At 70.7% G+C, this 26882-nt stretch carries 22 protein-coding genes, 2 tRNA genes and 3 pseudogenes; 14 read left to right on the top strand and 13 right to left on the bottom strand.

The annotated features are described in order from the left end of the window. Positions 1 to 88: 88 nt before the first annotated feature. The 4 genes from JNW89_RS04155 to JNW89_RS04140 all read right to left on the bottom strand — a co-directional run bounded on the left by JNW89_RS04155 (position 89) and on the right by JNW89_RS04140 (position 3083). Positions 89 to 1126 (bottom strand): hypothetical protein, encoded by a 1038-nt coding sequence (locus JNW89_RS04155; protein ID WP_238447778.1) that lies wholly within the window; start codon positions 1124 to 1126, stop codon positions 89 to 91. After that, positions 1126 to 1395: a hypothetical protein gene (locus JNW89_RS04150; protein ID WP_238447777.1), complete on the bottom strand. Its 270-nt coding sequence runs from the start codon at positions 1393 to 1395 to the stop codon at positions 1126 to 1128. Before JNW89_RS04150 ends, JNW89_RS04155 begins: the two co-directional genes overlap by 1 nt. Before the next feature lie 443 nt (positions 1396 to 1838). Beyond that, complete coding sequence (locus JNW89_RS04145) at positions 1839 to 2225, bottom strand: hypothetical protein (RefSeq protein WP_238447779.1); 387 nt, start codon at positions 2223 to 2225, stop codon at positions 1839 to 1841. A 423-nt stretch (positions 2226 to 2648) separates the two neighbouring features. Further along, positions 2649 to 3083 (bottom strand): class I SAM-dependent methyltransferase, encoded by a 435-nt coding sequence (locus JNW89_RS04140; protein ID WP_238447776.1) that lies wholly within the window; start codon positions 3081 to 3083, stop codon positions 2649 to 2651. A 309-nt stretch (positions 3084 to 3392) separates the two neighbouring features. Between JNW89_RS04140 and JNW89_RS04135 the strand changes: the two genes are divergently transcribed. Continuing rightward, positions 3393 to 6221, top strand: a complete 2829-nt coding sequence (locus JNW89_RS04135; protein ID WP_238447775.1) for a ricin-type beta-trefoil lectin domain protein — start codon at positions 3393 to 3395, stop codon at positions 6219 to 6221. Between the two features lie 105 nt (positions 6222 to 6326). Here the strand turns inward: JNW89_RS04135 and JNW89_RS04130 are convergent, their stop codons facing one another. Further along, positions 6327 to 6773: a hypothetical protein gene (locus JNW89_RS04130; protein WP_238447774.1), complete on the bottom strand. Its 447-nt coding sequence runs from the start codon at positions 6771 to 6773 to the stop codon at positions 6327 to 6329. A gap of 275 nt (positions 6774 to 7048) precedes the next feature. Further along, a pseudogene (locus tag JNW89_RS04125) lies at positions 7049 to 7286 on the bottom strand (IS5/IS1182 family transposase); the annotation flags it as partial. 100 nt (positions 7287 to 7386) lie between these two features. Here JNW89_RS04125 and JNW89_RS04120 point away from each other — a divergent pair. After that, the gene (locus tag JNW89_RS04120) at positions 7387 to 7782 is read left to right on the top strand and encodes a VOC family protein (protein ID WP_306344803.1); all 396 of its coding nucleotides are present in this window, start codon (positions 7387 to 7389) and stop codon (positions 7780 to 7782) included. 446 nt (positions 7783 to 8228) lie between these two features. Next, on the top strand, positions 8229 to 8384 hold the full coding sequence (locus JNW89_RS04115; protein ID WP_238447772.1) for a hypothetical protein: 156 nt from the start codon (positions 8229 to 8231) through the stop codon (positions 8382 to 8384). A 117-nt stretch (positions 8385 to 8501) separates the two neighbouring features. Here JNW89_RS04115 and JNW89_RS04110 read toward each other — a convergent pair whose 3' ends face one another. Further along, complete coding sequence (locus JNW89_RS04110) at positions 8502 to 9221, bottom strand: hypothetical protein (RefSeq protein ID WP_238447771.1); 720 nt, start codon at positions 9219 to 9221, stop codon at positions 8502 to 8504. A 193-nt stretch (positions 9222 to 9414) separates the two neighbouring features. On the opposite strand from JNW89_RS04110, the gene JNW89_RS04105 reads away from it, so the two are divergent. Beyond that, entirely contained in the window at positions 9415 to 9990 is a 576-nt protein-coding gene (locus tag JNW89_RS04105; protein ID WP_238447770.1) for a TetR/AcrR family transcriptional regulator, read from the top strand. A 224-nt stretch (positions 9991 to 10214) separates the two neighbouring features. Here the strand turns inward: JNW89_RS04105 and map are convergent, their stop codons facing one another. After that, positions 10215 to 11033: a type I methionyl aminopeptidase gene (map, locus tag JNW89_RS04100; RefSeq protein ID WP_238447769.1), complete on the bottom strand. Its 819-nt coding sequence runs from the start codon at positions 11031 to 11033 to the stop codon at positions 10215 to 10217. Between the two features lie 89 nt (positions 11034 to 11122). Here map and JNW89_RS04095 point away from each other — a divergent pair, with 89 nt between their 5' ends. The 6 genes from JNW89_RS04095 to JNW89_RS04070 all read left to right on the top strand — a co-directional run bounded on the left by JNW89_RS04095 (position 11123) and on the right by JNW89_RS04070 (position 16169). Continuing rightward, on the top strand, positions 11123 to 11389 hold the full coding sequence (locus tag JNW89_RS04095) for a helix-turn-helix domain-containing protein (RefSeq protein ID WP_238447768.1): 267 nt from the start codon (positions 11123 to 11125) through the stop codon (positions 11387 to 11389). A gap of 240 nt (positions 11390 to 11629) precedes the next feature. After that, positions 11630 to 12274, top strand: coding sequence for a dihydrofolate reductase family protein (locus JNW89_RS04090; protein WP_238447767.1), 645 nt, complete (start codon positions 11630 to 11632; stop codon positions 12272 to 12274). Between the two features lie 121 nt (positions 12275 to 12395). Beyond that, positions 12396 to 12833: a hypothetical protein gene (locus JNW89_RS04085; RefSeq protein WP_238447766.1), complete on the top strand. Its 438-nt coding sequence runs from the start codon at positions 12396 to 12398 to the stop codon at positions 12831 to 12833. 342 nt (positions 12834 to 13175) lie between these two features. After that, the gene (locus JNW89_RS04080; protein WP_238447765.1) at positions 13176 to 14237 is read left to right on the top strand and encodes a DUF2332 domain-containing protein; all 1062 of its coding nucleotides are present in this window, start codon (positions 13176 to 13178) and stop codon (positions 14235 to 14237) included. A gap of 316 nt (positions 14238 to 14553) precedes the next feature. Further along, positions 14554 to 14760, top strand: coding sequence for a hypothetical protein (locus tag JNW89_RS04075; protein WP_238447764.1), 207 nt, complete (start codon positions 14554 to 14556; stop codon positions 14758 to 14760). Between the two features lie 245 nt (positions 14761 to 15005). Further along, positions 15006 to 16169: a hypothetical protein gene (locus JNW89_RS04070; protein ID WP_238447763.1), complete on the top strand. Its 1164-nt coding sequence runs from the start codon at positions 15006 to 15008 to the stop codon at positions 16167 to 16169. Positions 16170 to 16211: 42 nt separating this feature from the next. Here the strand turns inward: JNW89_RS04070 and JNW89_RS04065 are convergent, their stop codons facing one another. The 5 genes and pseudogenes from JNW89_RS04065 to JNW89_RS04045 form a co-directional block, all read right to left on the bottom strand. After that, positions 16212 to 16430 (bottom strand): hypothetical protein, encoded by a 219-nt coding sequence (locus JNW89_RS04065; protein WP_238447762.1) that lies wholly within the window; start codon positions 16428 to 16430, stop codon positions 16212 to 16214. Between the two features lie 163 nt (positions 16431 to 16593). Then, positions 16594 to 16670, bottom strand: a tRNA-Ile gene (locus JNW89_RS04060). A gap of 140 nt (positions 16671 to 16810) precedes the next feature. Next, positions 16811 to 18050: pseudogene (locus tag JNW89_RS04055) on the bottom strand (FAD-dependent oxidoreductase). After that, positions 18040 to 20190, bottom strand: a pseudogene (locus JNW89_RS04050) (MMPL family transporter). Before JNW89_RS04050 ends, JNW89_RS04055 begins: the two co-directional pseudogenes overlap by 11 nt. Positions 20191 to 20464: 274 nt before the next feature. Next, positions 20465 to 20537 (bottom strand) — tRNA-Asn (locus tag JNW89_RS04045). 286 nt (positions 20538 to 20823) lie between these two features. Between JNW89_RS04045 and JNW89_RS04040 the strand changes: the two genes are divergently transcribed. The 4 genes from JNW89_RS04040 to JNW89_RS04025 all read left to right on the top strand — a co-directional run. Continuing rightward, positions 20824 to 21213: a hypothetical protein gene (locus JNW89_RS04040; protein WP_154942566.1), complete on the top strand. Its 390-nt coding sequence runs from the start codon at positions 20824 to 20826 to the stop codon at positions 21211 to 21213. A 283-nt stretch (positions 21214 to 21496) separates the two neighbouring features. Continuing rightward, the gene (locus JNW89_RS04035; protein ID WP_238447761.1) at positions 21497 to 24817 is read left to right on the top strand and encodes a ThuA domain-containing protein; all 3321 of its coding nucleotides are present in this window, start codon (positions 21497 to 21499) and stop codon (positions 24815 to 24817) included. A gap of 84 nt (positions 24818 to 24901) precedes the next feature. Beyond that, positions 24902 to 25975 carry a sugar phosphate isomerase/epimerase gene (locus JNW89_RS04030; RefSeq protein ID WP_238447760.1) on the top strand — a complete coding sequence of 358 codons (1074 nt, stop codon included), beginning with the start codon at positions 24902 to 24904 and terminating at the stop codon, positions 25973 to 25975. Positions 25976 to 26083: 108 nt separating this feature from the next. Continuing rightward, the coding region (locus tag JNW89_RS04025) for an ROK family transcriptional regulator (protein WP_238447759.1) at positions 26084 to 26882 on the top strand (799 nt) is incomplete at its 3' end.

Raw genomic sequence — 26882 nt, 5'->3', positions numbered from 1 at the left:
CTCCGGTCCGAGGCCGCGGTCAGCCGACGGCGCTGCCCGCCGCCACCTCCGCCGGTCGCGACGAGCGGGGTCACGCCGCCGGCCCCCGTCAGACGTACGGCCTGGTCGCGTACGCCGCGCGCAGCGCCGCGAGCCCGTCGGTGCGGGGCGCCAGGGTGCCCCAGCTGGAGTTGAAGTAGTTGGTCCGGACGATGCGCGGGCCGCGCTCGCTGTTGAGCCGGGCGACGGCCGCCGGGACGGTGGCGATCCAGGCCGCCTGGTCGGGGATCTCGGTGGCCCGTACCCCCCACTCGGCGATGATCACGGGACGGGAGAGCGCCACCGGCCCCAGGTCGGCGACCGCCCAGTCCTTCGCCCGGCGGAACCGGGCGAGCGCGGTGTGGCTCGGGTCGATGGCGTAGGCGTTCCACTGGAGGAAGTCCAGCTTGGCCATCAGCGGCTCCGGGTGGGTGCGCTGGAAGCAGGCCCGGTCGAAGCCGCCCGACCCGACGGAGAAGGTGGTGCCGGCCGGCAGCGCGCGGGCCCGGAACCAGTTCACGATGTAGGTCATCGCCCGCACCGCGCGGGCGTCCGACTCCGCCCAGCCGTACGACACCCCGGACTCGGTGGTGCCGAACTCGTGGTCGGTGTCCAGCTCGGAGGCGAGCTGGATGTTCACCCCGAAGCCCATCGTCCGGTACTGCGACAGCGCCCGGGCGAACAGGCCGTCGCAGAGCCCGGCGAGCACCTGGCCGTACCCGTAGGCCTTCGGCCAGGTCGTCCCGGGACGCTGCTGGATGGTCATCGCCGGCGCCGGGACGGTGTAGCTGACGCCGTCCACGGCGAAGGTCTGCGCCGCCGTGGTGGCGGTGCCGTAGTGCTTCAGCTCCAGCACCATGTTGATCGCGAACCCGCTGCGGCCCAGGCTGAGCAGCCAGGGCTTGTTGTAGCCCGGGAACGTGTAGCCGTCGGCGAAGCTGCGGTACTGGGTCAGCGAGCGGAAGTTGCCGCCGGCCATGTCGGCCGTCGGGTCGGCGTTGCCCGCGAGGTAGTAGCCACCCAGGACCGGTGGCGCGAGGGCGTAGTCGGCGGTCGCGGTGGCGGTGCCCCCGCCGTGGTCGCGGACGGTCACGGTGACCCGGGGCATCACGCCACCGCCCGGTAGACGGCCACCGACCCGTTGTCCGACGCCCGGGTCCAGGTACGCCCGGAGTCGTCGGTGATGGTGAGGGTGAGCGGGTCGATCACGGCGGTGACCTTGACCGGGGCGCTGCTGTTGCCCTGGGCGTCGGTCACCACCACGGTGACGGTGAGGGGCCTGGTGTCCGGGTCGCCGTAGGTGACCGTGAGGGTCATCTGGTCGCCGGGTGAATAGGTCGCGGCGTTCAGGCTCGCGGTGACGGTGGGAGCGGCCATGTCCGCCCCCTCCTTCCTTGCTCGTACGCCCGGCTCTCACCGGTGCGCCCGGTCGAGGCGCGGGCTGCCGCCGGTCAGGGGCGGAGCGGACGCGCGACGGCGTCGACCGGAGGTGATGACGTCCTTGTCCGGGTGGGAGCTGACCCCGGCCCTGGCGCCCGGGACGGGGTCCACCGGGACGCGACGTGGCCGTGGGCGCGGTCGGACCGGCGCGGCCGTGTCCGCCGGGACGGCCGGGCCGGGCCCGGCGATGGCGGCGTCCGACGGCGACCGTGCTGTCGCCGTCGGGGTGAGGGATGGGATGTGGCCCGCCATCCGCAGCCTCTCCACCTGCCTAAACAATGCGTCGGCAGGGGGTACGGCGTCCTGTCGGCTATCCGTCCCCGGGGTTGGCCGACCGGGCGATTGCGACGAGGGCGCGCGGGTGCACCGGGGCGGTCGGCCTACGCGGTGTCAGCCCGACGGCGCCGCAGCAGGTGGGCGACCCCGCTCACCACCGTCGTCCCGATCCCCGTGCCGACCAGCACCAGCGCCGCCCCGACCGCCCAGAGTCCGCTGTCGTCGGTCGAGGCGGCGTGCACCGTCCAGGCGGCGGTGAAGGCGACGGTCAGCACCGGGGCGACCAGCCACGGCCGGAGCCGCCAGCCGCCCACGGCGGCGACCAGGGCGAGGGTGAGCACGCAGCCGGCCACCTGCCACGGCTGGTAGGGCCCGCTGACGGCGCCCGTCTCGGGGTCGGTGGTGTAGCCGGTGTCCCACCCCAGCCAGGCCCACCAGGTGGCGACCGCTGCCACGGCGAGGACGAGGGCGGCGAGGAGGGCGCGCGTCATGCTGTTCACGCTCCGATCCTCGCGGTACGGACCGCGTCGCGGATGAGCATTCGTACTCACGCTCGGGGTGTCGGTGCGGTCCCCCGGACCGCCCAGGCGCGGGCGGTGAGTCGGATGGCGCCGTCCGGTCCGGCCGGCACCCGGGCGCGCAGCAGTTCCCGCAGCTCGGCCCGGTCCGGCTCGGCGAGCGAGCTGACGTAGCCGGGCGCGACCCCTGCCCACCGAGGAAGGGCGTCCAGTAGTCGGCGAAGTCGGCGAAGACGGTGGGCACCTCGACGGGCCGCACGGCCACGTCGCGGAGCCCGGCGGCGGTCCAGAGCGCGCGTAGCGGCTCCGGTTGGCACAGCGAGTAGCGGCGGCCCTCGTCCAGCTCCGCCGCCGCCGGGTCGCGCGCCGCCGCGGCGTCCCAGAAGTGGCGCATCATCACCATGCCCTGGGCGTAGTCCCAGACGTAGGCGGCGGCCACGCCGCCCGGAGCGAGGACGCGGGCGAACTCCGCCACGCGCGCGCCGGGTCGGGCACGAAGTTCAACGCCAGGCCGCTGACGACGACGTCGACGGTGGCATCGGGCAGCGGCAACGAGCGGGCGTCGCCGACGTGGAAGGCCACCCGCGGGTCGTCGACCCGGGTACGGGCGTGCGCCACGAAGCCCTCGGAGGGGTCGACGCCGTCCACCCGGGCCGGCTCGGTGCGGGCCAGCACCGTCGAGGTCAACGCACCGGTGCCGCAGCCGACGTCCAGCCAGCGCAGGCCGGGCGGTTGGTCCAGCCCGGCCAGGAAGTCCGCCGCCACGAGGCGACTCCACCGGCCCACGTACGCCTCGTACGCCGCACCGTCGGCCCATACCTCGCGCGCCATGCGGACACCATACGGGCGGTACGCCACAGCCGGCGCCCTCCCGGCAGCGACCTTGGGTGTCCACCGTAGACCTTCCGTCCACAAGCGGAGGTATGCCACGAACTTCCGCAGGGTGTTATCAAACTTTTGCATCTATGAACGAAAGGTATGGGCCTTCAGATAGAAGTTTGTTAATGTTGCCCAGCACCGCAGCTCCGGACGCGTCATTCGTCGGCGTCGATGACTTGTCCGGGCTCGCCCGGCGGCTACCGCTCCCCCACCGCATCGCACGGCATGCCGCCGGACCACCCCGACCTCCCAGGAGGAGCAATGGGCACACGGCTGCTGCGCCGATTCCGCAGTCCTGTCCTGACCACCATCGCCGCACTCGTCATGGCCACCGGCGTCTGGGTCACCCCCGCCCACGCCGCCCCCGCCCAGGAACCGGGCGTCACGCTGCGCGTCTTCGACGTGCAGGTGCCGCTGAACGAGATCTGCACCCTCAAGCCGGGGCAGACGCCGAACGTCGACAAGCTGATGCCCACCATCAACTGGACGTCGACCACCGACTTCGGCTTCGACCAGTACTTCGTCTCCCAGGTACTCGGCAACCTGAACATCGCCCAGGCCGGCAGCTACACGTTCCGGCTGACCAGCGACGACGGCTCCCGGCTGTCGATCGACGACAAGGTCGTCATCAACCACGACGGGCTGCACGGACCGACCCCGGCCAAGGAGGGCACCCTCACCCTCACCGCCGGGCTGCACCCACTGCGCATCGACCACTTCGAGCGCGAGGGTGGGCAGCAGATCACCCTGGAGTGGAAGATTCCCGGCTCGTCGGCCTTCGTCGTGGTGCCGAACTCGGCGCTGAGCACCGACGCCGGTGTGGTGCGGGTGACCGCCCCGGGCAAGAAGGAGTGCGAGGGCGTCACCGACTCCCCCGGCGACGGCCTGCCGCTGACCGGCGTGTATCCCGGCTACACCCTGACCAACCTGCGGCCCAGCGGCTTCCAGCCGAAGGTGACCGGGATGGACTGGCTGACCGACGGCCGCCTGGTGATCTCCACCTGGGGCGGCAGCGACCAGTCCGGCACCTCGCAGGACGGCGAGGTGTACATCCTCAACAACACCGGCGGGTCGACCGGCCCCGGCAGCGTGACCACCAAGAAGATCGCCGGTGCCCTCAAGGAGCCGATGGGGCTGAAGGTCGTCGACGGCGTGGTCTACGTGTCGGAGAAGCAACGCCTGACGAAACTGGTCGACACCAACGGCGACGAGGTCGCCGACCGCCTCGACACGGTCGCCACCTGGCCGTACGGGGGCAACTTCCACGAGTTCGCCTTCGGCCTGCTCTACCAGAGCGGGTACTTCTACCTGAACCTGTCGGTGTCGATCAACTACGGCGGCGCGACGACCAACCCGCAGCCGGCCCCCAACCGCGGTACCACGATCAAGGTGAACAAGGACACCGGCGCCGTCTCCTACGTCGCCGGTGGCCTGCGTACGCCGCACGGCATCGGCTGGGGCCCGGAGGACGGCATCTTCGTCACCGACAACCAGGGCGGCTGGCTGCCGTCGTCGAAGCTGCTGCACGTCAAGCAGGGTCGGTTCTTCAACCACTACATGAACCCGGCCGGCCCGTTCGACGCCAATCCGGTGACCCCGCCGGTGCTCTGGATGCCGCAGAACGAGATCGCCAACTCCCCGAGCACCCCGCTGTACCTGAAGTCCGGCCCCTTCGCCGGGCAGTTCGTCATCGGCGACGTCACCTACGGCGGCCTCCAGCGCGCGTACGTGGAGAAGGTCAACGGCGAGTACCAGGGCGCCCTGTTCCGGCTCACCCAGGGCCTGGAGGCGGGCGTCTCGGAGGTCAACCTCGGCCCGGACGGCGCGATCTACGTCGGTGGCCTCGGCGCCGGCGGCAACTGGGGTCAGAGCGGCAAGCTCGCGTACGGCCTGCAGAAGCTGACCCCGAACGGCACCACCGCCTTCGACATCCTGGCCATGCGCGCCACCACCGGCGGGTTCGAGCTGGAGTACACCCAGCCGCTCTCCACCGACACGGCGGCGAACCTGGCCGGGCACTACAAGGTCAAGCAGTGGCGCTACGAGCCGACCGCCAGCTACGGCGGCCCGAAGATCGACGAGGAGACGCTCACCGTCACCTCGGCCACCCTCTCGACCGACCGCAAGAAGGTCAGCCTGACCGTCGACGGGCGCAAGGCAGGCCGGGTGGTCCACGTCCGCTCACCCCGGCCGTTCACCTCCGCCAGCGGCCAGTCGCTCTGGAGCACCGAGGCCTGGTACACCCTCAACGCCATCCCCGGCAGCACCCCGCCGCCGACCGGCGGAAGCAACCTGGCCCTGAACAAGCCGGCCACCGCCGACAGCTCCTGCACCACCACGGAGGGCCCCGACAAGGCGGTCAACGGCTCCGTCGCCGGCGGCACCACCGACAAGTGGTGCTCGAAGGGCGCCACGAAGTACCTCCAGGTCGAGCTCGGGGCCAGCACCAACGTGAACCGGTTCGTGGTCAAGCACGCCGGCGCCGGCGGCGAGAACACCGCCTGGAACACGAAGGACTTCACCATCGCCACCAGCACCGACGGATCGAACTGGACGACCCGCACGACGGTGACCGGCAACACCGCCAGCACCACCACGCACGACATCGCCGCGGTGACCGCCCGCTACGTGCGCCTGAACATCACCGCGCCGACCAGCACCGCCGACCCGGCGGCCCGCGTCTACGAGTTCGAGGTCTACGGCCCGAGCGGGTCCGGCACCATCACCGGCATCGCCGGCAAGTGCCTCGACGTCAGCAACGCGGGCACCGCCGACGGTACGAAGATCCAGCTCTGGACCTGCAACGGCACCACCGCCCAGAAGTGGAGCCGGGTCGGCGACACCTACCGGGCGCTGGGCAAGTGCCTGGACGTCGACAACGGCGGCACCGCCAACGGCACCAAGGTGCAGCTCTGGACCTGCAACGGCACCGCCGCACAGGTCTGGCAGCCGCAGAGCAACGGATCGCTGCTCAACCCGCAGTCCGGCAAGGTCCTGGAGACGGCCGGCGCCGGCACCGCCGACGGCACCCAGGCCCAGATCGGGACGTACGCCGGGGGCGCCCACCAGCACTGGGTGGTCAACGGCTGAGCACTGACCTAGGGCCACCGGCGAAGAGGTCCTTCGCCGGTGGCCCACCGGCCTCCGTGCGCCAGGGCAGCGCTCGACGCCCGCGTCGTACTCAGACCCAGTGGGTCAGGTCGTACACCGCCGCGCAGTAGTCGTCCTCGTCATCGACCTGCGGTTGGCGGAACAGGTCCTTCTCACGAACGAGCGGCGCCAGCTCCTGAGGCAGGCTGGTGTAACCGGACAGCGGGCGCCGGCGGTGTCGCGCAGCGGGATGTCCAGCCCGTAGACGGCTCCGGCCCCGGTCACCCGGACGTAGCAGCGGCAGGGGGCATCGCCGGTCAGCATGAACCCGGCGAACATGTAGACGTCCTCGAACCAAGGGAACCCGCCGCCGTGCACCAACAGGCTGAACAGGGCGAACAGATTCAGGTCCGTCGCCGACTCCCGGCGTAGGGCGCGGAAGCCGACGGACTCGGCATCGACGACGGCATTACGGTGGTTGTCGTACGGGGGCTGTTGTTCGACGGCTCGGGCCAGATCCTCCACGTCCACGGTGCGGAGGAAGCCGACCACCGCCTCCGCGGGCAGCGCTCCTCGCCCTCGGTGAGAGGGAATTCGATCGCCACACCGGAAGCGGTCGAGGGATCGACGGTGAGGGCCACCCGGACACGTTTGTCACCGACCCGGACCAGACCCCGCAGTCGAGGACGGTCCCGGGGCAAGGGACCCGGCGGTACGACCACCAGCGGGATCAGGTTTCGGGCCAGATAGCTGAAAGCGGCGTCCGCCGCGTCCGTCGCCACCGTCGTCATCGCCTCCGGCCTCGTCAGATCCTGTCAACCCAAGCGGGGCGCTCAAGTAGCGGTACGCGGTGGGCACCGAAACGCCGTGGTCCCAGGCGAGTTGGGCCAGCCGGGTCCCGTCGACGAACCACCGCAGCACCAGGACACCCTGCTTGAAGACGCCCAGAGCGCGGGTCCCCCTGCGGGTGCCGAGCCGTTCGCGGTGCTCACGCAAGAGTTGGGCGAGAGTATCGGCGGTCTCCCTGCTGACGTCGAGTGTTGCGGCGTAGGTGATATTGGCCAAGGCGTGAAGCCTCTGGGTTCCGGAACGTGATCTTCGCAGACCTGTCGGGCGGGCGGCCTGGCCAATACTCTGAGCCCCGCCCGCACTATCTGGGAGAGTCATGACAAGTAGGTTCACCGAGTTGACCGTTGACTGCCACGATCCGGAGAGACTCGCGGCCTTCTGGTGCGAGGTCCTGGACTTCAAGGTGATCGACCGGAGCGAGGGCAAGGTCGAGATCGGCTCGTGGGTGCCAACCGTCGAGGAGGTTCGGGCCCGTCAGATGCCGCCCACCCTGCTGTTCGTCCAGGTACCTGAGGGCAAGACCGTGAAGAACCGGCTTCACCTCGACGTCAGTCCAATTGACGGCAGCACCGAGGACGAGGTGACCAGATTACTCGGCCTCGGCGCCACCAAGACGGATGTGGGCCAGGGCCCGGACCGAAACTGGGTGGTCATGGCAGACCCCGAGGGCAATGAGTTCGACGTCCTACGCACCCTGGCACCGCACACCTAGGCCGCGAACGGCACCCGCACCCCGTCACACATCGCAACGACCGGGGGACTTGATCGCACAACGGAGGTGCGACCCATGGCGAATTTACCGTTCGTTGTCGATGGTTGCGGAGAACCAGCGGCCGTCCGCATCGAGGTCTACAGCGTTCCTCGGACGGCGGGTCGTTGGACGCCGTGGCCTACGCCTGCGCCGACCACCCCGAGCCGGTGGCCGACGCCATAACGGCGGCCGGGTTCACGGCAGCCGCCGCCGCGGCCCCGGCGTCCGGCGTCGATCGGAGATGCGGAGATGTCCACGTATTCGCCACCGGGGCGTTGGCGGCCGACCCGCCGTGGCACCCCCGCTGGTGTGACCAGGCTGGGTGCTACCAGCGCGGGGAGCACCGGTCGCGGGTGACCGATGTCGACACCAATCGGCCCGAGGCATCGATTCTCACGGTGGGGCTGGTGCAGACGACCCACCTGGCGGCCGAACCGGTCGTGGCGTTGACTGCGACAGCGTCCACCACCGCTCGCCGGCTGGTGTTGTCGATCGGGCAGGCCCGGGTGCTGCGCTACCGGTTGAGCGCGTTGATCGACGCCACCAGGTACCGGCGGCGCTGATCTCCGCGTTGAACGCGACGAGCCCTCGGCCTCGCACTGCCTTCAACGGCCGCGCCGAACCGGATGGTCTGCCTGATCGAGAACCCGTGACAGGGGGACATCGGCGGCTACCCGGCGTCAGGCGAACAGGACATCGTCGATGTCGATGGTGACGAGTTCGATGTCGCGGACGACGGTTCCGTCCTCAGCCAGCGGGTAGACGCGCCGCCGGGTCGGGACCATGATGCCGCCGAACTCCTTGTGGTCCGCGCAGTAGTGCGCGGCCGGCCCGGCGTTGAGGACCTCGGCCGTGTAGTCGTGTCGGCGCAGCAGCCCGTCCTGGTCGAAGTAGAACGTCTGGACCCGGGAGTGGGTGGCGATGTCGTCGGGGAAGGTGACCTTGAGACGGTTCCAGGTCTCCCCTGCCTCGATCACGGGAGACAGTTCCTCGGCCTGGAAGTCGGGCCTCGCGAAGATGAACGGGGACGTCAGGTACGTCCACATGGCGTACCCGGCGAAGTAGGCGACGTCCAGGTCGTCCCAGGGGGTTTCGAGGACGTGTCCGGCGAAGTTGGCGCGGGGGTTGAGGCGCTCGGCCTTCACCTCGCCGGTGTCGCTCTCCACGGCCACGCGCTGCGCGGTGAACGAGGTGTGCAGATCAGGCGCCTTGAACGGGAAGTGACTGGCGTGCTGTCGGCGCAGGTCGACCCGTACGGCGGCCTGGTCGAAGATCCCCTCCTGACCCTTGATGGCCCACAGGGCTCCGCCGGAGCGGAAGTGGGCCGTGGCCGAACTGAACTGCTGATAGCGGTCCAGGCCGCCGTGGGCCTCGATGACGGCGTTCGTAAGGTCGCTCACGATCAATTTCTCCTCGGTGAGGTGGATCCGTCGTCCCGGGGTAGACCCCGGAGTGACGAGGCGCTGCTTACCCGGCTGCCCACTCAATATGACCGGTCGTCTTAGGCTGTGGCAACGCGCGCTGGATCACACCGGTGGGGGCTTGACCGGGCCAAGACGACCGGTCATATTTGCAGTCGGGAGGTGGTCCGTCTTGGCCAGGAAGAGCACGCGCGAAGAGATCGTCACGGCTGCGCTCGACCGGTTCCACGCCCACGGTTACCACGCCGCCGGCGTCAACGACATCACTCAGGCGGCCGGCGTACCGAAGGGGTCGTTCTACAACCACTTCGACAGCAAGGAAGCCCTCGCCATCGTCGCGCTCGAGCGGTACGGCGCCGGACTCCGCCTCGAGGACCTCGCCGACACCTCGGTCCCGCCCCTGCAGCGGCTCCGGGCGCACTTCGAGTTCCTCCGCGACGAGGTCGTCGGGCACGGGTACCACCGCGGCTGCCTGTACGGAAACTTCGGCACCGAGATCGTCGATCATCGGGACGCCATCCGGGACGCCGTACGGCAGAGCCTCGACGGATGGGCCGGCCTCATCGCGAAGACCCTGGTCGAGGCGCAGCGCACCGGGACGGTCCGCGCCGACGTGGACCCCGAGGTCACCGCCGGGTTTATCGTCAACGCCTGGGAGGGCACGCTCATCCGGGCGCGTACCGACCGCTCCCCCGCCGCCTTCGACGCCTTCTTCGCAATGTTTGACACCCTGCTGGCAGCGGCCTGAGCGCACCGGGGTGTGGTGGCTCCGTTGAAGGGGGTCAAGGGCTGCGACGGACTGCTTCCGCTACATGCGGCGGGCTGCCGAAGAGGCTGCCGGAGCGTGAGCAGGCGGCATCAGACCACGCCATGCTCGGTCTGAAGGCCCGGTCAGCGGACCCGTGCGGCTGGTGCTTGCTCGGGAAGCCGCGGCGAGCCCCAGCCCCGGAAAGCCCCGAGGCGGGCAGGGGGTCAGGAGGCTGTGGCGGGCTTTCTGGTGGGATCAGCCGAGGTGGTGCCGGGAGTGGGGCGGCGGGTCAGGACCCGAGGACCGGAGTCCGTGATGGCGACCGTGTGTTCGGAGTGGGCGGTGCGGGAGCCGTCGGCGGAGCGGATCGTCCAGCCGTCGTCGTCAAACGTGATCTTGTCGGTGGAGCGGCAGAACCAGGGCTCGATGGCAATGGTGAGGCCGGGTTCGAGTCTCATGCCGCGGCGGGCGCGGCCGTTGTTGGAGACGTGCGGGGCCTCGTGCATGGTGCGGCCGATGCCGTGGCCGCCGAACTCGGCGTTGACGCCGTAGCCGTAGGAGTGGGCGACGTCGCCGATCGCGGCGGAGATGTCGCCGAGGCGGCCGCCGGGCTGGGCGGCGGTGATGGCGGCCTCCAGTGCGACCTCGGTGGCCTCGATCAGCTTCAGGTCGGCCGGGTCGGGGGTGCCGACGATGACGGAGAGCGCGGAGTCGGCGACCCAGCCGTCGATGCGGACCGCCATGTCGATGCTGAGCAGGTCGCCGTCCCGCAGAACATAGTCGTGCGGCAGGCCGTGCAGCACCGCGTCGTTGACCGACAGGCACAGCACGTTGCGGAACGGGCCGCGGCCGAACGAAGGGGCGTAGTCCCAGTAGCAGGATTCGGCGCCGCGTTCCTTGATCCGGCGGCGGGCGTGGCGTTCGAGGTCCAACAGGTTGACGCCGACTGCGGCGACACCGCTGAGCTCGGCGAGCAGCTCGCCGACGAACTGACCGGTCACCGCCATGCGGCCGATCTCCTCGGCGGACTTGAGCTCGATCACGACAGCCTCCCTCTCCGGATGCGGTATTTCTTTACCGGTATTTCTATACCACGTCAGGTCGGGATGCTCCGGAGGGATATCCTGCTGGCATGGTTCGCCAACCACTCACCACCGCACAGATCGCAGCGGGCCAGCGCCTCGGAGCCGCCCTCCGGGCCGCGCGGGCCGGCCGCAGCCTCGTCGAGGTGGCCCTGGCAGCCGGCATCTCCCCCGAGACGCTGCGCAAGATCGAGGCGGGCCGTCTTCCCGCACCGGCGTTCGGCACTGTGGTCTGCCTCAGCCAGGCCCTCGACGTCCCCCTCAGCGACCTGGCCGACGTCTGGCTGGCCGACATGCCCATCCGGCAGGCGTCCTAGCGACCAGCCGCCCACGTACGCTCCAACGGCGCGGTGACCCTGGACGCAGGGCGGCCACCCAGCCTGGACGCGGCCCTGCTGCCGGGCGTCGCAGGACGCTGACCGCGGGACGGGGTGGTGACCGATGCACCGGGGCGAGGCGGCGGACAAGTACGAAGCTGGTGCCGTCGCGGCGATGAGTTCGCCGCCGCCCACAGGTCTACCTCCCGACCGAGACAACCAACTCATCGGGAGTAAGGCATGGGCCTCATCCACATCGAGCTGTTCGCAACCCTCGACCTCGTCGGGCAGGCGCCCGGCGGCCCCGACGAGGACCCGGTGGGGTTCCCGTTCGGCGGCTGGCAGGCGCCCCTGCTGGACGAGGTCTCCGGGGCGCAGGTCGGTGCCGCGTACGAGGGCACGGACGCCCTCCTGCTCGGCCGGCGGACGTATGACATCTTCGCCGCCTACTGGCCGCACCAGGAGGGCGGCGAGGACAACGAGATCGCCACGCTCTTCAACAGCGTCCCGAAGTACGTGGCCTCCCGCGGCCGGCCCGACCTCTCGTGGGCCGGTTCCACGCAGCTCGGCCCGGATCTGGCCGGCGCGGTGCGCGAGATCCGTGACCGGCACGAGCACGTGAAGGTCGTCGGGAGCCTGAACCTGGTGCAGACCCTCCTGCGCGAGAAGCTCTTCGACCGTCTCGACCTCTGGGTGCACCCGATCGTGCTCGGCGTCGGGAAGAAGGTGTTCGACGGTGGCGCGGTGCCCACGAACGTCACACTCCTCGAACCGCCGGTAGCCAATCCGAAGGGCACGGTGTACCTGCGCTACGGGCTCGCCGATGGCACGCCCGGGACGGGGGACATGAGCGCACCCGATCGCGGTGCCGGACGGGACGACTGAAGCCGCCCCGTGCCAGTTGGCCGGTGCTCGCAGCGTCGCCCCGCCATGGCCAGGTTGGCTGTGATCCACCTCGCTGTCCGCGGGAACGCAGGATGAGTGTGGCCATCCCTAGGGTCAGATCGTGAGCGTCAACGAGGACTTCTCCCGTCAGCCTCCGCTGCCTGGCTCCGGGCTGGCAGGCGACAGCGGCGAACCAGGCATCGACCTGACCGCAATCCGGGAAGCTGTCCGCCGGCAGGCCCAACGGGTGACCACCGGCATCGAGGACATGGCGGCCTACCTGTCCCAGCAGGTGGCGGATGAGTCGCATCGGGAGGTGACCGCTCCCCTGCTGGCTGGCACCGGCGCGAGCGGTGTTGTGCGGCACCAAGGTCGGGTGGTCGCCGAGTGGGGCGACCTGGGGACGCCGGAGATGCTGTTCAGCGGCACCAAGAGCGTCGTCGCCACCGTGGCGGGAGTCGCCTTCGACCGGGGACTGCTTGCCCCGGATGCGCTGGTGTCGGCGACGGTCCGTCACCCGCTGCTGGATCGCCCCGGAATCGAGGGCATCACGTGGTAGCACCTGTTGCAGCAGACCAGTGGGTGGAACGGTGAGCTGTGGGGGAAGCCGACGGAGGTGGACGCGCCCTGAATTCCGACTACGGCTACCTCTGGTGGCGCAACGACTCCCGGCGGGTACAGCCCGACGCTCCGGCCAGCGGCCGATGCGCCCGCGGTAACGGCGGCCGCCACCTGCTATGGATCGACCCCGCCCGGGACCTGGTCATCGCCTCACACTGGGGCGACGGGGTCCACGACTTGATTGCCGAGGTCTCGGCCGCCATTCCGACGATCCCCGCCCGATGACGTGCCGCCCGATGACGCCGGTCACGCTGACCCGGGGCCGACTGACAGGAGTGCCATGGACCGGACGCGTGAGTTGGAGAGTCTGTCTGAGCACTTCGCCCAGGCGCCCGCCGTCTTCACCACCTCACCGCTGTACCAGGCGTTGAGTACGGCTGTTGCGGCCGACCAACCGACACTGGAGATGCTGCTCGAACGACGCTCCGGGCAGCAGGCGTCGTTCCTGCTCTTCGGCGCAGCCCACTACCTACTGCTAGAGGGTCTGCACCACGATCTGCGCCACTTCTACCCCTCCGTGGTCGGTCCCGATGCCGCCGACCCAGAGACCGCAGGGCCCGTGTTCGTCGACTTCTGTCGTGCGTTCCGCCGCGACCTTGAAGAGCTCATCCGTACCCGTCTCGTGCAATCGAACGTGGTGCGTAGAGCAGCCGGTCTCCGCTTCGCGCTGGCAGCACTCAGACACCAATGTGACGGTCCCGTGCATCTGATCGAGGTGGGCGCGAGTGCCGGCATCCACCTCTACGTGGACCAGTACCGCTACCTCATCGGCGGACACTCGTTCGGGCGGCAGGAATCCACGGTCACCATCGAGAGCCGCTGGCTGGGCACCGAGCGGCCACCGAACCTGGACGACATCCCGCTGATCGCCACCAGGGTCGGCGTGGACCTGAACCCAGTGGATGTCACGAGCGCCCAGAATCGGCGCTGGCTCACGGCGCTGGTCTGGCCCGAGGACCACGCCGGAGCCCGACTTCTTGACGCCGCCCTCGAACATGTGGCGGCGGACCCGCCGGACATCGTCGCCGGCGACGCCATCGACGTCTGTTCGCCCCTGGGCCGAAACCTGCCGCCCGGCGAGCCGCGGGTTGTATTCCATGCCGCGACACGAATGCATGTGCCCACCCGACGGCGAGCCGCATTCGATGAAGCCATCGACTCGATCGGCGACGACGGGCCGTTGTACCACGTCTGGCAGGAGCCGCCGTCGGCACAGCACCACGGCCAGTTGGCGGACGATCGGGGCGTGATCGCGTTTCACGGGCCGGGCGACAGCAAGCCGACGTCGCTGGTACAGGTCGACGGACACCTGAACTGGCTGGCGCCCCTGCATGACACGTAGGTCAGGCATCGGAGATCGCTACCGACCGGCTGCCCATTCGGGCTGCTGGCTTCGTCCTTCGCCGGCTACTCGCAACTGGGAGCACACGCCTGCCGAACGTTGGCCTCATCGCCGGGCCGCTAGTCGATCTGTCCTCCGCTGCAACGGTCCTGGCAGAAGCGACCGGCCGCCAGGTCATCAGCCCGGGTAACGTCTGCCGTGAGCACGTGCAACTGCGGACGCCGCTAGGCGAAGAGATGAACCGCTGTATGCAGACCGGGCACCTTGTCCCCCGGATGAGCTGATCACGAAGGCCATCGCTGACGCCCTAGCCGTCGTGGATCGCGGCTGGCTGCTGTGCAACTACCCGCGCAGGATCGGTCAGGCGGAGTTGCTAGCGGAGAGCGGCCATGAACCTGACACGGTGATCGAGCTCGTCTTGACCGAGGATGAGCTCGACCTCACGGTCCGCCGCCGGGTCGAACGCCGGATAGAACTGGACCCTCAGCAAGCCGAGCGACGCCAGGAGTCCCCGACCTCGTGACCTCCCCCTCGGGGTACATCATGTGCTTCCTGTTCTTCGTCCTCGAGGCTGCCTAGCGCGACGGTGCGCAACGACCGGGCGCACGTAGCCTGAAACGGCACTAGTCGCGCCCTCCGACACGGGTCACGGGGGGGGATACCGAACCCGGCCGGTGCCGATAAGGTCCACGGATCGCACCGCCCGTTCATCCGGAGGGCTCCGTCATGAGGTTCGGATTTCCGTGGCTGCCCCGAACGGTGGCCACCGTGCTGCTTCTTCTCGGAGGGGTCGGCGTGCCCGCCGCGTCCGCCTCGGCGGCGCCGGCGGGTCCGGACCTCACTGTCGACCTGGCCGGCGGGACGATTCCGCTGGGGGTCACGAAGAAGACGCTGCACCTGAAGATCAGCAACCGGGGCGACGCGACCCCGACCCGGGTCGTCGTCCGGGTCGACGCGTCGGAGCTGGATGGGTCGGATTTCAGGATCATGCTCTGGCCGACCGGCGGGCTGGCCGAGTGCGACGGCGATGTCTCCGGCTGGTACTGCGACCTGCTGCCGGATCGACTTCCGGGACCGGGCGAGACGGTGGAGCTTCCCGTCGTCGCCACCGTCCAGACCGGAGAGCCCCTCGCGGGCCGGATCAAGGTGACGGTCGATGTCAAACCGGTCGACATCAATCCGGCCGACAACATGAAGTGGTTCCCGATCGAAGTGGTGGACCGCCCCGAAGCCGACCTCTCGGTGGTAGCGCCGGACGTGACGCAGTCGGTGCGGATCGCGGCCGACGGCAGCGTCGAACCCACCGGCACGTTGAATCCGGGCGAGACGGGCGCGGTGCGCTACACGATCGCCAACCAGGGGCGCAAGCCGGTCGATGGCGTCAAGGTCGAGCTGCGCGCGCCCGCGGGCGCGACGTTCACCAGGCCGCCGGGTGAATGCGTCCTCGGTGACGCCGGGCGTGCGGCGGTCTGCACCTACGACCGGCTGGCCCTCGTTCCTGTCGACCAGGACACCGACCCGAACGACCAACTCCACTCCGCCGTCGAGCTGTACCACCTGGTGACGGTGCCGGCCGCCACGAAGGCGCCGGTCACGTTGCGGAACGGGACCGTCCGGGTCGAGGGCCTGAGCGACCCGCGGTCGGACCGTTCCGTCCCGGCGCGGAGCGACCTTCCCACGAACGCCGTCGCCGTACGGGCTGTCGACGTGGACGACAGCGACAACCAGGACGGGTTCGCGGTCGTGGTGGCCGCGAACAGCAGCGGCGGAGGTAGTGGCGGCGACCCCGGTGACGGTGGTGGCGCTGGTGGTGGCGGCAGCTTGCCGATCACCGGATCCCAGGCCGGGCTGACCGCCGGGACCGGCCTCGCCATGCTGGTGGGTGGCGGCGTGTTGCTGCTCCTGACCCGACGGCGCCGGGCCATCCGGTGACCAACGACGGGTGACCGGTGTTGGCGGTGCGCAACTGGCCCTTCAGGACCCGACCGCCAGGCCGACGATCAAGAGGGCCGCGAGGAGCCGGAACGCGGGCTCCGGCCTGACCAGGGGCGGAATCACGACCGACAGAGCGGACGCCACCACCAGTGGAGCGGCGAAGCGCCCGTCGGCGAACACCCAGCGGGGACGTCGACGAGCGGGCCAGGCGATCATCGACGCCGCCGCGATCAGCATCCCCAAGCCCAGCAGGTGCATGGCACCCGGACCTTTTCGAGGACGACCTCGACCAGGTGGCGGACCGCCTCGACCGGGCGGCGGGTCGTGCTGCCGCGGACTCAGTGCGGACTGAGGGCGTCGGTCCGGACCTCGACGCGGTCCGTCCGGCACGTCGGCAGCATGGTTGAGCAGGGGTTTTGCGTGGTGGGGCGGGCGGGACTCGAACCCGCGACCGAGGGATTATGAGTCCCCTGCTCTAACCGGCTGAGCTACCGCCCCGATACCGCGCCGGATCGTAACCCGCTCGGCGGATCACCGGCCACCACCGAAACGGCCGACACAGACACCCGACCGGCACGATGGGCTACGCGAGGATAACAGTCAGCAGCGGTCCGCAAGACCCCCCGCACCGGCCCGGATCACCCCACCGCGCGCAGCTCCGCCAGCACCGCACCGGCCGTCCGCCAGCCGCTGGCCAGCGCCCCCTGGATCGACGGGCTGTCCCGGTGGTCGCCGGCCACGAACAGTCCGTCGCCGAGCGCCACCGGCTTGCGCAGTCGCCCCTGCGGCGGCGGCGCGGCGGGCAGCGCGGCGGGGACCTCGACGGTCGTCAGGTGGGTCCAGTCCGCGGTGGAGCGTCCGTAGAGCCGGTCCAGCTCGCGTCGGATCGCCGGCTCGGGCGGGGCGCTCGGGCCGACCACCGAGGTGGCCACCAGGTGCCACCCGGCCGGCGCGTACGTCGGGGCGGCGTTGCTGACCACGACGGTGTTGGCGACCAGCTCCCGCCGGTCCCCGTCGACCAGCAGGATCGGCTCGGCCAGCGGCGCCTCCGGCGTGCTGTGGTAGTAGGTCGTGTAGCTGTGCATGCGTACCCGGGCCAGGGTGGGCAGCAGCATTCCCGCCGCGGGCGGTCGACGGCGACCACGACGGCGCGGCAGCCGATGTCGCCGGCCTGGGTGCGGACCCGGCCGGGCGCGACCTCGGCGACCGGGGTGTCCAGCTCGATCAGGTCGGCGGGCAGCGGCTCGGCGACGGCCCGGGGCAGCGCGGCCATTCCCCGGGCGGGCAGGCCGATCCGGCCGCGCGCGAAGGAGCGCAGGATCATCGCCAGCACGTGGCTGGAGGTCTCCAGCTCCCGGTCGATGAGGACGCCGGAGAGGAACGGCCGCAGCAGCTCCTCGATGATCGCGTCGGAGAGCCCGGCCCGGCGCAGCGCGGCCTCGGTGGTGGTCTCCGGTGCGGTGAGCAGTCGGCTCTTCGGCAGGGTGGCGCAGCCGGTGGCGAGCGCGGCGAAGCGGATCCGGTCGAGCAGCGAGCCGATGCCGGCCAGGGCCGTGCCGGGCGTGCCGCCGGGCTCGCGCAGCGGGTTGACCAGCCGGTCGAGCCGGTCGCCGCGGCGTACCAGCACCCCGGAGGTGAACCAGCCCAGTTCCAGGCTGTCGACGTCGAGCAGGGTGCCGAGCCTCGGGTAGGCGGTGTTCAACACCTGGAAGCCGCGGTCCAGCAGGTAGCCGTCGACCGCGTCGGTGGCGACCCGGCCGCCGAGCCGGCCACCGGCCTCCAGCAGCCGCCAGGGCACGCCGGCGCGGTGCAGCCGCCGGGCGGCGGCAGCCCGGCAAGGCCGCCGCCGACGATGACGACGTCCGTCTCAGCCAGCATGCCCGGCCTCCGTCCCGGTCCGGGCCGTCCGGGCCAGCCGGCTCGGCCACCAGGTTTTCGGCCCGATGTCGTACGACAGCGCGGGCACCAGCAGCGAGCGGACCACGATGGTGTCCAGCAGTACGCCCACCGCCACCGCCACGCCGAGCTCCACCAGCACCACCAGCGGCAGGACGGCCAGCGCGGAGAAGGTCGCGGCGAGCACGATGCCGGCGGAGGTGATCACCCCACCGGTGACGGCGAGGCCGGCCAGCACCCCGGCCCGGGTACCCCGCTTGACCGTCTCCTCGCGGACCCGGCTCATCAGGAAGATGTTGTAGTCGATGCCGAGGGCGACCAGGAAGACGAACGCGAAGAGCGGGAAGGACGCGTCGACCCCGGGGAAGTCGAAGACGTACCGGAAGATCAGCGCGCAGAGGCCGAGGGTGGCCAGGAACGACAGCACCACGGTGGCGATCAGCAGCACCGGGGCGAGCAGGGCGCGCAGCAGCAGGGCCAGGATCACCGCGATGACCACCAGCACCACCGGGATGATGACGTTGCGGTCGCGGGTGGAGGCGGCGGAGGTGTCCACGTTGATCGCGGTGAAGCCGCCGACCACGGCGTCGGCGCCGACGACCCGGTGCACCGCCACCCGCAGGTCGCGGATGGCCCGTTCCGCGCCGTCGCTGTCCGGCGGGTCGGACAGCGTCGCCTCCAGCTGCACCTTGCCGTCGACCACCTTCGGTGGCGCGTTCTCCTCGGGTGGGCCGGCCCGCTCACCGGTCACCGGCCGTACGGCGGCGACGCCGGGGACGCCCTTTGCCACCCGCGCGACCTCCTGGGCGGCCTGCTGGTTGGTGAAGATGGTCGCCGGGCTGCCGGTGCCGGCCGGGTAGTGCCGGGCGATGGCCTCCTGGCCGGCGACCGAGTCGTCCGGTTGGTGAACAGGTCGGACTGGCCGAGGGTGGTGACGCCGAGCTGGGTCAGGCCGAGGGTGAGCAGGGCCAGTGCCGCGGCGGTCACCAACCAGACCGGGCGGGCCCGCCGGGCGACGAAGCCGGCGACCCGGCTCCAGATGCCGTTTCCGGCCCGCGGGTCGGCCTGGTCGGCGCGGGGCCGGCGGGGCCAGAACGCCCACCGGCCGCCGAGCACCAGCAGCGCCGGCAGGAAGGTGAGCATCACCACCAGCGTGGCGGCGATGCCGACGGCGGCGACCGGGCCGAGCGCCCGGTTGGAGTTGAGGCTGGACAGCAGCAGGCAGAGCAGGCTGACGATCACCGTGGCCCCGGAGGCGATGATCGCCGGGGCGGCGCCCCGCCAGGCGGTCTTCATCGCGTCCCAGGGCCGCTCGTGCCGGTGCAGTTCCTCCCGGTAGCGGGCGATCAGCAGCAGCGCGTAGTCGGTGCCGGCGCCGAAGACCAGCACGGTCAGGATGCCCTGCGCCTGCCCGTTCAGTTTGATCACGTCGTTCTTCGCCAGGTGGTAGACGAACACCGACGCCAGCGCGTACGACATCCCCGCCGCGAGCAGCGGAAAGAGCCAGAGCACCGGGCTGCGGTAGACGATCAGCAGGATCACCAGCACCACGACCAGGGTGACCAGCAGCAGCGGCCCGTCGATGGCGCCGAACACCTCGATCAGGTCGGCGAGCAGCCCGGCCGGTCCGGCGACATCGACGGTGAGCCCGTCCCGGTCGCCGCCGGCGATCCCGCGCAGCTCCTCGACCACCCGGCCGATCGCCTCGCCCTCCGACTCGTCGATCGGTACGACGACCTGGAGCGCCTGACCGTCCTGGCTGGGGATCGGCGGCGGCAGCGGCGCCACCACGCCGGGGACCTGGGCGAACCGCGCGGTGTCGACGGTCGCCCGCTGCTTGTCGGCGTCGGTGATGCCGGAGCCGCGCTCGTAGACCACCAGCGCCGGGGTGCTCTCCCGCTCCACGAAGCCGCCGGCGAGGTTCTGTGCCCGGGTCGCTTCGGCGTCGGCGGGCAGGAACGAGGCGTTGTCGTTGGTGGCGACCTCGCCCAGCTTCCCGGAGTACGGCCCGGCGATCCCGCCGACCACCAGCCAGCCGAGCACCACCAGCACCGCGATCAGCGTCGCCGCGCGAGGTCCCCGCCTTCCGGCCATCTCCACCCGTCCCCTTGAATCGACGCACCAATCGACGCAGCGGGAGTCTAAGTCGACATCGCCCATCCTGCCGCCCGAGCACGCCCCAGCGGGCCGAAACCGCACGCCGACCCCACACCCGCCCTTCGTGGTCCGTCTCGGTCGTGATCAAGAAGTTTGCGCCTACGGACGGCACGTCCGGTGACGCAAACTTCTTGATCACCGGGGAGGTCGCGGCCGGACGGGGGGGGGCGGGGTGCGACCGAGAGGTGGGAACGAAAAACGCCCGCCGGCGGGGCCGACGGGCGCGGGTGGAGCGTGAGCTCCCCCGTTTGGACTCGAACCAAAAACCTGCCGGTTAACAGCCGGCTGCTCTGCCAATTGAGCTACGGGGGACTGCCTTGTCACCGCGCTCCGGATCTCCCCGGCGCTCGGCGACGGCACAAGAGTACAGGATTCCCGGGGGGTCTGGTCCAGGGGGTTACCTCCACGAACGCTCGCCGCGGAGGGGCGCGACACGGCAGGAATATAACCGGACAAATCGTCATCACGGCACAACCAGGCATGAGCGCGGAGCAGGATGGGTAGTTAGCTGCCGACAGAGGACTAGGGCGCGACATGGTCGGACCCAACCGGATCTCCGGGCGGGAACGGCGGAGCGTCAGGTACGAAAGGAGCCGCCATGCGCGGAAAGATCATGTTCCTTGGCGGGCTGGCTGCGGGCTTCGTCCTGGGCGCCCGTGCCGGCCGGGAGAAGTACGAGGAGCTGGTCGTCCGGGGCCGTAAGGTGCTCGACCACCCCACCGTCCAGGAGGCGGCGGGTGTCGCGCAGGCCCAGGCGACCCGGCTCTACAGCGAGGGCAAGGACAAGCTCGGCCAGTCCAAGCTCGGCGAGAAGCTGGGCACCGGCAACGGCAACAAGCAGGAGCTGACCGCGGCGGACGACGCCTTCGCGGGCACGCCGGCCACCATCGGCGCGAAGTCGGGCAGCTCGTCGAGCTCCCCCAGCTCGTCGTCCACCACCCCGCGGCCCAAGCCGTCGGGTACGGGCACCAACGCCAGCACCCTCTAACCGCACCTTCCAAGCGGGCCGGTCGTCGTCGACGACCGGCCCGCTGGCATGTCGGGCGGAAACAGCGGCAGCTCAGGCGCTGTCCACTTCCGCCGATGCCACTTTCGCCGGTTTGAAGCAAAAGTTCGCACGAAACATCGAAAACTTCTGCCGTCAACCTCTTCTCTTTGGTCCCGCGCGCAAATATCGTCCTGCGTAGAACCTGGCCAGGCTCTTGGTACTCGTAGCGACCCTCCTCAGCGACGGCGCTGAGGCGGACCCGCCCCGACCAGAGCGAGGTTCGATGCGCAGACCCACCGGCCGAAGGGCCACCGCCTACCTCAGCCTTCTCACCCTCGTCGGCGCGACACTCGTCGCGACCGCACCACCGCAGCCGACGCCGGCGCTCGCCGCCCCGGTGCCCGCCGGCAACGGCATGGACTACAAGGTCCTCGTGTTCACCCGGTCCGCCGGAGGCAGCCAGGCCGCCACCGCCGCCGGAGTGGACGCGATCCGGCAGCTCGGCAACGACCGGCGGTTCACCGTCGAGGTGACCGACGACGCCCGCAAGTTCGACGAGCCGCATCTCAAGCAGTTCCGCGCCGTGGTGTTCCTGAACACCGCCGGCGACGTCCTCACCGACGGCCAGCAGGCCGCGTTCGAGCAGTACTACCGCGACGGCGGCGGCTTCGTCGGCGTCCACTCGGCCATCGAGGCCGAACCCGGCTGGTCCTTCCTGGACAAGGTCCTGGGCACCCGGGCGACCGGCGCCGCCACGTCGGCGAGCCCGGCCACCGTCACCGTCGCCGACCGGGTGCATCCCGCCTCGGAGCGGCTGCCGGAACGGTGGACGCACACCGACCGCTGGTACAACTTCGCCGACAACGTCCGGGGTGTGTCGCACGTGCTGGCCACCGTGGACGAGAAGACGTACACCGGCGGGTCGATGGGCTTCGACCACCCGGTCACCTGGTGCAAGGACTACCAGGGCGGCCGCTCCTTCTACACCGGACTCGGCGCGACGCCGGAGAGCTACGGCAGCACCGACCTGCGCGCCCACCTCGGCGGGGCGATCCAATGGGCGGCCGGCATGACCGACGGCGACTGTGGCGCGACCGTGCTGGCCAACTACCAGATGACGGTGATCGGGGCCCAGCCCAACGTCAACGAGCCGATCGGCTTCGACACGCTCCCCGACGGGCGGGTGATCCAGACCGACCGCCGCGGCGGCGTACGCCTGCACGACGCGGAGAGCAACCAGACCACCGTGCTGGCCCAGATCCCGGTCTACACCCACAGCGAGGACGGGATGTACGGCCCGGCGATCGACCGGGACTTCGCCACCAACAAGTGGGTCTACCTGTACTACGCGCCCCCGCTGGCCACCCCCGCCGGAGGCGCGCCGACCACCAGCACCGACCCCGGGACCTGGGATCAGTGGAAGGGCTACTTCCAGCTCTCCCGCTACAAGTTCGTCGACGGCGAGACCCCGTCGCTGGACCTGAGCACGGAGCAGAAGATCCTCCAGGTGCCGGTGGACCGGGGCGCCTGCTGTCACGTGGCCGGCGACATCGCGTTCGACTCCGAGAACAACCTCTGGCTGGTCACCGGGGACGACACCCCGGCCGGTGGCGGTGGCTCCGGCGGCTTCTCGCCGCACAACGACTCGGTCAGCGCCACCGGCGTCTACCAGGCGCCCTTCGTGGACGCCCGGCGCAGCTCCGCCAACACCAATGACCTGCGGGGCAAGGTGCTGCGCATCGCGGTGCAGCCGGACGGCTCGTACACCGTCCCGGCGGGCAACCTCTTCCCGGCCGGCGCGGAGAAGACCCGGCCGGAGATCTACGCGATGGGGCTGCGCAACCCGTTCCGGATCACCCTGGACAAGAACGACGTCGCGTACGTCACCGACTACTCCCCCGACTCCTCGACGGCCGCGGTCGGCCGGGGACCGGCGGGCACCGGCCGGATGATGGTGATCGACAAGCCGGCGAACTACGGCTGGCCGATGTGCGTGCAGCCGGACCTGCCGTACATCGAGATGAACTGGACCACCAGCCCGATCTCCCCGGTCGCGCCCTTCGACTGCGCGGCGCCGAAGAACACCTCGCGGCACAACACCGGCCTGACCGACCTGCCGGCGGTCGAGAAGTCCGAGCTCTGGTACTCCTTCCAAGCGCCCACCCCGTGCCCGCAGTCCTACCTGTCGACACCGACGCAGACCTGCCCGGTGCTCTTCCCGGAACTCGGCACCGGCGGCGTCGGGCCGCACGGCGCCGCCCGCTACGACTTCGACCCGGAGCTGAGGTCGGAGACGAAGTTCCCCGAGTACTACGACGGCGCGGTCTTCTTCGGTGAGTTCACCCGGGACACCCTCAAGGAGGTCCGGCTCGACGCCAAGGGTGACATCCTGAAGATCAACAATGTGCTGAACTGCGGCCAGGCGCCCACCACAGCGGCCAAGCCGTTCCTCTGCGACAACCCGATGGACATGAAGTGGGGCGCCGACGGCAACTTCTACCTGCTGACGTACGGCGACGGGTTCTTCAACGTCAACCCGGACGCGGCGATGCTGAAGTTCAGCTACGTCAAGGGGCTGCGGGCGCCGAGCGCGGTGCTCACCGCGACGCCCACGAACGGCATCGCGCCGCTGACGGTCGCCTTCTCCAGCGAGGGCTCCAAGGACCCGGACCCGGCGGACTCGATCTCGTTCGCCTGGGACTTCGACGGCAACGGCACCACCGACTCGGTCGACCCGAACCCGTCGCACACCTACACCGCCAACGGGGTCTACACCGCCCGGCTGACGGTGACCGACTCGAGCGGCAAGAGCGCGTCGGCGAACACCACCATCACCGTCGGCAACACCGCGCCGACCGTCACGGTCAACACCCCGCTCGAAGGCGGCTTCTTCAGCTGGGGCGACGACATCCCCTGGTCGGTGACCGTCACCGACCCGGAGGACGGGCCGGTCGACTGCGCCAAGGTGGAGGTGACCTTCGTCCTCGGCCACGACCAGCACGGCCACGGCGAGGCCAACCAGTTCGGCTGCTCCGGGGTGCTGCCCACCGAACCGGACGACGCGTCCCACGGCGGCTACATCTACGGCGTGGTCAGCGCGTCGTACACCGACGGCGGCGCGAACGGCCAACCGGCGCTGACCACCGTCGACCAGCAGATCGTCCAGGCGAAGCGGCAAGAGGTCGAGTTCGCCACCGACGAGTCGGGCACCACCGTCGGGACCAGCGCCGACACCGGCGGCGGGCAGCAGCGCGGCAGCCTCGACCCGAACGACTGGATCGCGGTCAACAACACCGTCAACCTGCACGACATGCAGTCGGTGACGCTGCGTACCTCGGGCGGCAGCGCGGCCACCGCCGGGCAGCCCCGGTTCGGCGTCGAGTTCCGGCTCGACTCCCCCACCGGGCCCCTGCTGACCACCGCCACGGTCGCCGCGACCACCGGAAACAACGCCTTCACCAGTACCACCGTGCCGATCACCGACCCGGGCGGCACGCACCGGCTCTACCTCGTGTTCCGCACCGTTCCCGGCGGCCCGACCAGCGGTTTCGGCAACCTCAACTGGGTCGAGTTCACCGGTCAGGGCATCGGCGTCGCTCCGTAGCGCCGTCGTGGTCGCGGGCCGCGCCCGGCGGTCCGCGGCCCTGGGCACCATCACCCGTCATCGCACCGAGAGAGGCAGCAGCAGATGAACGACAGACAGCACGGAATGAGCCGTCGCCGGATCCTCGGCGCCTTCGCCGGCGTCGCCGGCGCGGCCGCCGTCGGGGCCGCCGGCTGGGCGCCCGCCGCCGGAGCCGCCGGCAACGGACTGCTCGTGCCGACCGGCAAGCGCGGCATCATCCTCTACAGCGTCCGGGACCGGATCGGCGCCGCACCGGACGCCACCGGAGTGCCGTACGGCTTCGAGCGGGTGCTCGCCCGGCTCGCCGAGATCGGCTACAAGGAGGTCGAGTTCGCCGGCTACAACCAGCACGTCTCGATCCTGGGCCGGCAGATCACCGCGGCCGAGATCCGCAAGATCCTCGACGACAACGGGCTGCGCGCCAACGGCTCGCACGCCTCCGTCCCGAGCACCATCACCCCGGACAGCCTCGCCGCCTTCGAGCAGCAGCTCGACATCGCCGAGACGCTGGGGATGACCCACATCGGCACCGGCAACGACCCGACCGGCAGCAACTACAAGGCCGACTGGGACGCGGCGGCGGACCGGTGGAACACCCTCGGCCAGTTGGCCGCCGCCCGTGGGCTCAAGCTCTACACGCACAACCACGACGCGGCGTACAACTTCCTGCTCGACAGCGGGCCGCTGGACGCGCTGGGCCGACCCACCCGGTCCTCCGGCGTCCGGAAGCTGGAGTACTTCATCGGCCTCACCGACCCGGAGTACGTCTGGTTCGAGATGGACATCTACTGGGCGCACGTGGCCCAGCACCGGTTCCGCAGCTACACCGACCCGGACGGGGTGACGCAGACCGACGTCTTCGACCCGCTGGCCACGGTGGCGGCCCAGCCGATCCGGTTCCCGCTGTTCCACGCCAAGGACGGCGCGTTCAACCCGAACACCACCAGCGGGTACGAGATGGTGCCGCTCGGCCAGGGCGACATCGACTACGGCACCTTCTTCGCCAACATGGGTGCCAAGGGCTACCACAACCCGATGTGGGAGCAGGACAACGCGCCGGGCGGCAGCGCCGACCCGGGCCGCTCGCTGCGCTTCGCCGAGGTGAGCTACCAGCACATGTCGGGTCTGCGGGGCTGACGGACCCGAGGTGTCGATCGAGTGGCCGCACCCGGGCGTACCGGGTGCGGCCACTCGCGCCATCGGACGTAACACCGCCGTGGAAGACTCCGGCCGGAGGTGGTGGCGATGGTTCCCGTCCGACCGGAGAACGCGTACCAGGCACGACTGTTGCGGATGCTGCGCGACGACGGCCCGCGGTCGCGGGTGGAGCTGGGCGACGCGGTGGGCCTGTCCCGATCGAGGCTGATCGCGGAGGTGGACCGCCTCGTGGCGCTGGGCCTGGTCGAGACCGCCGGGCCGGCGGCCTCCCGGGGCGGCCGCCGGTCGTCGCTGCTGCGCGTCGCCGGTGCGGTCCGCTTCGCCGGCGTCGTGATCGGCACGGACCGGGCTCACCGTGCCGTCACCGACGGCGAGCTGAACGTGCTGGCCGAGCTCCGCGAGCCGACAGACGTCCGGTCCGGTCCGGGGCCGGTGGTCGCCCGGGCCGGGGAACTCGTCGGCAAGCTTCGGGCCGACCTGGGCCTGGCCCAGCTCACCGGGGTCGGCGTCGGCCTGCCGGGGCCGGTCGCCTTCCGGGAGGGCACCCCGATCGCACCCGGCGCCCTGCCCGGCTGGCACGGGTTCCCGGTGCGGGACACCCTCGGCGCCGAGCTGGGCTGCCCGACGCTGGTCGACAACGACGCCAACGTGATGGCGGTCGGCGAGCAGCACGCCGGGATCGGCCGCACCTTCGACGACTTCCTGTACGTCAAGCTCGGCACCGCGATCGGCTGCGGCCTGGTGCTGCGGGGCGCGCCGCACCGCGGGGCGACGAGCGGCGCCGGCGACATCGCCCACCTGCGGCTCGCCGACGACGGCCCGGGCTGCGCCTGCGGCGAGACGGGGTGCCTGGAGGCGTACTGCGGCGAGGCCGGGCTGTCGGCGC

The sequence above is a fragment of the Micromonospora sp. 4G55 genome (assembly GCF_016803375.1).
The sequence above is the reverse complement of the archived record's forward strand: the minus strand, read 5'-3'. Positions and strand labels throughout refer to the sequence as shown.

What these genes read in the sequence shown, in the direction of transcription:
- JNW89_RS04035 (WP_238447761.1), top strand. Translation starts at nt 21,497, where the DNA reads ATGCGCAGACCCACCGGCCGAAGGGCCACCGCCTACCTCAGCCTTCTC.
- JNW89_RS04090 (WP_238447767.1), top strand. Translation starts at nt 11,630, where the DNA reads ATGGGCCTCATCCACATCGAGCTGTTCGCAACCCTCGACCTCGTCGGG.
- JNW89_RS04150 (WP_238447777.1), bottom strand. Translation starts at nt 1,395, where the DNA reads ATGGCCGCTCCCACCGTCACCGCGAGCCTGAACGCCGCGACCTATTCA.
- JNW89_RS04095 (WP_238447768.1), top strand. Translation starts at nt 11,123, where the DNA reads ATGGTTCGCCAACCACTCACCACCGCACAGATCGCAGCGGGCCAGCGC.
- JNW89_RS04155 (WP_238447778.1), bottom strand. Translation starts at nt 1,126, where the DNA reads ATGCCCCGGGTCACCGTGACCGTCCGCGACCACGGCGGGGGCACCGCC.
- JNW89_RS04080 (WP_238447765.1), top strand. Translation starts at nt 13,176, where the DNA reads ATGGACCGGACGCGTGAGTTGGAGAGTCTGTCTGAGCACTTCGCCCAG.
- JNW89_RS04140 (WP_238447776.1), bottom strand. Translation starts at nt 3,083, where the DNA reads ATGGCGCGCGAGGTATGGGCCGACGGTGCGGCGTACGAGGCGTACGTG.
- JNW89_RS04145 (WP_238447779.1), bottom strand. Translation starts at nt 2,225, where the DNA reads ATGACGCGCGCCCTCCTCGCCGCCCTCGTCCTCGCCGTGGCAGCGGTC.
- JNW89_RS04120 (WP_306344803.1), top strand. Translation starts at nt 7,387, where the DNA reads ATGACAAGTAGGTTCACCGAGTTGACCGTTGACTGCCACGATCCGGAG.
- JNW89_RS04065 (WP_238447762.1), bottom strand. Translation starts at nt 16,430, where the DNA reads ATGCACCTGCTGGGCTTGGGGATGCTGATCGCGGCGGCGTCGATGATC.
- JNW89_RS04135 (WP_238447775.1), top strand. Translation starts at nt 3,393, where the DNA reads ATGGGCACACGGCTGCTGCGCCGATTCCGCAGTCCTGTCCTGACCACC.
- JNW89_RS04040 (WP_154942566.1), top strand. Translation starts at nt 20,824, where the DNA reads ATGCGCGGAAAGATCATGTTCCTTGGCGGGCTGGCTGCGGGCTTCGTC.
- JNW89_RS04030 (WP_238447760.1), top strand. Translation starts at nt 24,902, where the DNA reads ATGAACGACAGACAGCACGGAATGAGCCGTCGCCGGATCCTCGGCGCC.